At 69.7% G+C, this 4,212-nt stretch carries 1 protein-coding gene; it reads left to right on the top strand.

Going from position 1 to position 4,212, the window contains the following annotated elements; translation table 11 throughout:
* Nucleotides 1–4,212: excinuclease ABC subunit UvrA (locus AC1D15_RS20165; RefSeq protein ID WP_477827367.1), on the top strand; the 4,212-nt coding region annotated here is incomplete at both ends.

The following is a 4,212-nucleotide window of genomic DNA, read 5'->3' as shown; positions in this document are numbered from 1 at the left end:
TCACGCTGCCCAGCACGATGCTCGACGACGCGCTGAAGCTGCTGCTCGACGAGATCCGCACGCGGCTGAAATACCTGTGCGATGTCGGCCTCGGCTACCTGACGCTGGACCGCCAGAGCCGCACGCTGAGCGGCGGCGAGGTGCAGCGCATCAACCTCACCACGGCGCTCGGCACCTCGCTGGTCAACACGATGTTCGTGCTCGACGAGCCGAGCATCGGCCTGCACCCGCGCGACATGAACCGCATCGTCGAGGCGATGCACCGGCTGCGCGATGCCGGCAACACGCTGGTCGTCGTCGAGCACGACCCGGCGGTGATGCTGGCGGCCGACCGGCTGATCGACATGGGCCCCGGCCCCGGCGAGCGCGGCGGCAGCATCGTGTTCGACGGCACGCCGGAAGAGATCCGCCGCGCCGACACGCTGACCGGCGCCTACCTCGGCGGGCGCAAGCAGGTCGGCCTGGGCGGCCTGAAGCGGCTGGTGACCGACGCGACGCCGAAGCTGATCCTCGAAGGCGCGCGCGACCACAACCTGAAGAACGTGACGGTCGAGTTCCCGCTGCAGCACCTGGTGTGCGTGACCGGCGTGTCCGGCTCGGGCAAGAGCACGCTGATGCAGGACGTGCTGTTCCCGGCGCTCGCGCGGCACTTCGGCAAGGCCACCGAGACGCCCGGTGAGCACGACCGCCTGCTCGGCGCCGACTGGCTGACCGACGCGGTGTTCGTCGACCAGTCGCCGATCGGCAAGACCGCGCGCTCGAACCCGGCCAGCTATGTCGGCGCGTTCGACGAGATCCGCAAGCTGTTCGCGCAGACGCCGCTGGCCGGCCAGCGCGGCTACGGCGCCGGCATGTTCAGCTTCAACGCCGGCGACGGCCGCTGCCCGACCTGCGGCGGCTCGGGCTTCGAGCACGTCGAGATGCAGTTCCTGTCCGACGTGTACCTGCGCTGCCCGGATTGCGACGGCCGCCGCTACCGCGCCGAGATCCTCGACGTGAAGATCGAGCGTCGCCTGCCCGGCGAGGTGGCCAGGGAGCTCAGCGTGGCCGACGTGCTGGAGCTGACGGTCAGCGAGGCGGTGCAGATGTTCGCGCAGGACCGCGAGGTGCTGCGCGTGCTGCAACCGATCGTCGACGTGGGCCTGGAGTACGTGAAGCTGGGCCAGCCGGTGCCGACGCTGTCGGGCGGCGAGGCGCAGCGGCTGAAGCTGGCCGGCTTCCTCGCCGAGGCAGCGCAGACGACGACCGCGAGCCGCCAGCCGGTCGCGAAGAAGGGCACGCTCTTCATGTTCGACGAGCCGACCACCGGCCTGCACTTCGACGACATCGCGAAGCTGATGCGCGCGTTCCGCAAGCTGCTCGACGCCGGGCATTCGCTCGTGGTGATCGAGCACAACCTCGACGTGATCCGCGCGGCCGACTGGCTGATCGACCTCGGCCCGGAAGGCGGCGAGGCCGGCGGCCTGGTGGTGTGCACCGGCACGCCGGATGACGTGAAGCTGCATCCCACGTCGCACACCGGCCGCGCGCTGGCTGAGTACGACGTGTCGATGCGCCTCGGCGCGCACCAGGTGGAGGAAGGCGTTCCGCTGCAGTACCTCGTCAAGAAGGCGCGCGACGTGCAGCGCGACGAATCAATCCGCATCGTGAACGCGCGCGAGCACAACCTGAAGTCGCTGGATGTCAGCATCCCGCGCGGCAAGTTCARYGTGGTGACCGGCGTGTCGGGCTCGGGCAAGWSCACGCTGGCCTTCGACATCCTGTTCAACGAGGGCCAGCGCCGCTACCTCGAATCGCTGAACGCCTATGCGCGCAGCATCGTGCAGCCCGCAGGGCGGCCGGAGGTCGACGCGGTGTACGGCATTCCGCCCACTGTCGCGATCGAGCAGCGGCTGAGCCGCGGCGGCCGCAAGAGCACCGTCGCGACGACGACCGAGGTCTGGCACTTCCTGCGCCTGCTGTATGTGAAGCTGGGCATCCAGCACTGCGTGAACGACGGCGCGCCGGTGCGGCCGCAGAGCGTCGAGAGCATCGCCGCCCAGCTGCTGCGCGACCACCAGGGCGTGCATGTCGGGCTGCTGGCGCCGCTGGTCGTCAACCGCAAGGGCGTCTACACCGACCTCGCGAAGTGGGCGAAGGCGCGCGGCCACACGCACCTGCGGGTCGACGGCGACTTCCTGCCGGTCGATCCGTGGCCGCGGCTGGACCGCTTCAAGGAGCACACCGTGGAGCTGCCGGTCGGCGACCTGGTGATCGGCAAGGACAACGAAGCCGAGCTGCGCACGCTGCTGGCGCAGGCGCTGGACATCGGCAAGGGCGTGATGCACCTGCTGAGCCCGCTGAAGGGCCTGCGCGGCGCGATGCTGGCCGGCACGCCGACGCGCAAGCTCGGCGAGGTGAAGGTGTTCTCGACCAAGCGTGCCTGTCCGGTGTGCGCCACCAGCTACCCCGAGCTGGACCCGCGCATGTTCAGCTACAACAGCAAGCACGGCTGGTGCACCACCTGCGTCGGCACCGGCCTGGCGCTGACGCGTGAGCAGCGCAAGGCGTACGACGACTCGGTGCAGGACGACGACAACAAGGGCCGCGAGCAGAGCTTCCCGTCCGAGGAGGCGGAGGTCGAAGGCGTGGTCGACGAGCCGTGCCCCGATTGCGGCGGCACGCGGCTGAACCCGGTGTCGCGCGGCGTCACCTTCGACACGCATTCGATCGCGTGGATCGCGCAGTGGTCGGTGGCCGATGCGCGCAAGTGGGTGCAGGCCTTGACGCTGACCGGCCGTGATGCGGAGATCGCGCGCGACGTGGTCAGCGAGATCGCGAGCCGGCTGGAGTTCCTCGAAGAAGTGGGCCTCGGCTACCTGACGCTGGATCGCGCGGCGCCGACGCTGTCGGGCGGCGAGGCACAGCGCATCCGGTTGGCGGCGCAGCTCGGCAGCAACCTGCAGGGCGTGTGCTACGTGCTCGACGAGCCGACCATCGGCCTGCACCCGCGCGACAACCAGATCCTGCTCGATGCGCTGCACAAGCTGGGCGACAAGGGCAACACGCTGGTGGTGGTGGAGCACGACGAGGACACGATCCGCCGCGCCGACCACATCATCGACATCGGCCCGGGCGCCGGCAAGCGCGGCGGCCGGTTGGTGGCCGAGGGCACGGCGGGCGACCTGTCGAAGAACCCCGATTCGGTGACCGGGCGCTTCCTCGCCCATCCGCTGGTGCACCCGCTGAAGGCACGGCGCGAGGTCGATGCCTTCCTCGCGTCGGTGGCGAGCAAGGTCGCGAAGGAGGGCGAGGCGAACCGGCTGCTGACCATCCACGGCGCCTCGCTGCACAACCTGCAGCAGGTGACGGTCGACGTGCCGCTGAAGCGGCTGGTGGCGGTCACCGGCGTCAGCGGTTCGGGCAAGTCGACGCTGGCGCGCGACGTGCTGCTGGCCAACCTGCAGTTCATCAACGTGCGCGGCGGCAAGCCGAACTGGCAGGGCTGCGAGAAGATCGACGGCTGGGGCTACATCGACCGCGTGCTCGAGGTCGACCAGACGCCGATCGGCAAGACGCCGCGCTCCTGCCCGGCGACCTACATCGGCTTCTGGGACACGATCCGCAAGCTGTTCGCCGACACGCTGGAGTCGAGGGCGCGCGGCTACATGCCGGCGCGCTTCAGCTTCAACACCGGCGACGGCCGCTGTCCGGCCTGCGAAGGGCAGGGCATGCGCACGATCGAGATGAGCTTCCTGCCGGACGTGAAGGTGCCGTGCGACGTGTGCCACGGCCAGCGCTTCAATGCCGAGACGCTGGCGGTGAGCTGGCGCGGCAAGAGCATCGGCGACGTGCTGCAGATGGAGATCGACGAGGCGGTGGAGTTCTTCGCGTCGATGCCGAACATCGCGCACCCGCTGCAGCTGATGAAGGACGTGGGGCTGGGCTACCTGACGCTGGGCCAGCCGTCACCGACGCTGAGCGGTGGCGAGGCGCAGCGCATCAAGCTGGTGACCGAGCTGACCAAGGTGCGCGACGACGTGGGCCGGCGCGGCAACAAGGCGCCGCACACGCTGTACGTGCTCGACGAGCCGACGGTCGGGCTGCACATGGCCGACGTGGAGCGCCTGATTCGCGTGCTGCACCGGCTGGTCGACGGTGGGCACAGCGTCGTCGTCATCGAGCACGACCTGGACGTGATCGCCGAGGCCGACTGGGTCATCGACCTGGGGC

The sequence above is a fragment of the Rhizobacter sp. P2_H2 genome (genome assembly GCF_056403375.1).
The sequence above is the reverse complement of the archived record's forward strand: the minus strand, read 5'-3'. Positions and strand labels throughout refer to the sequence as shown.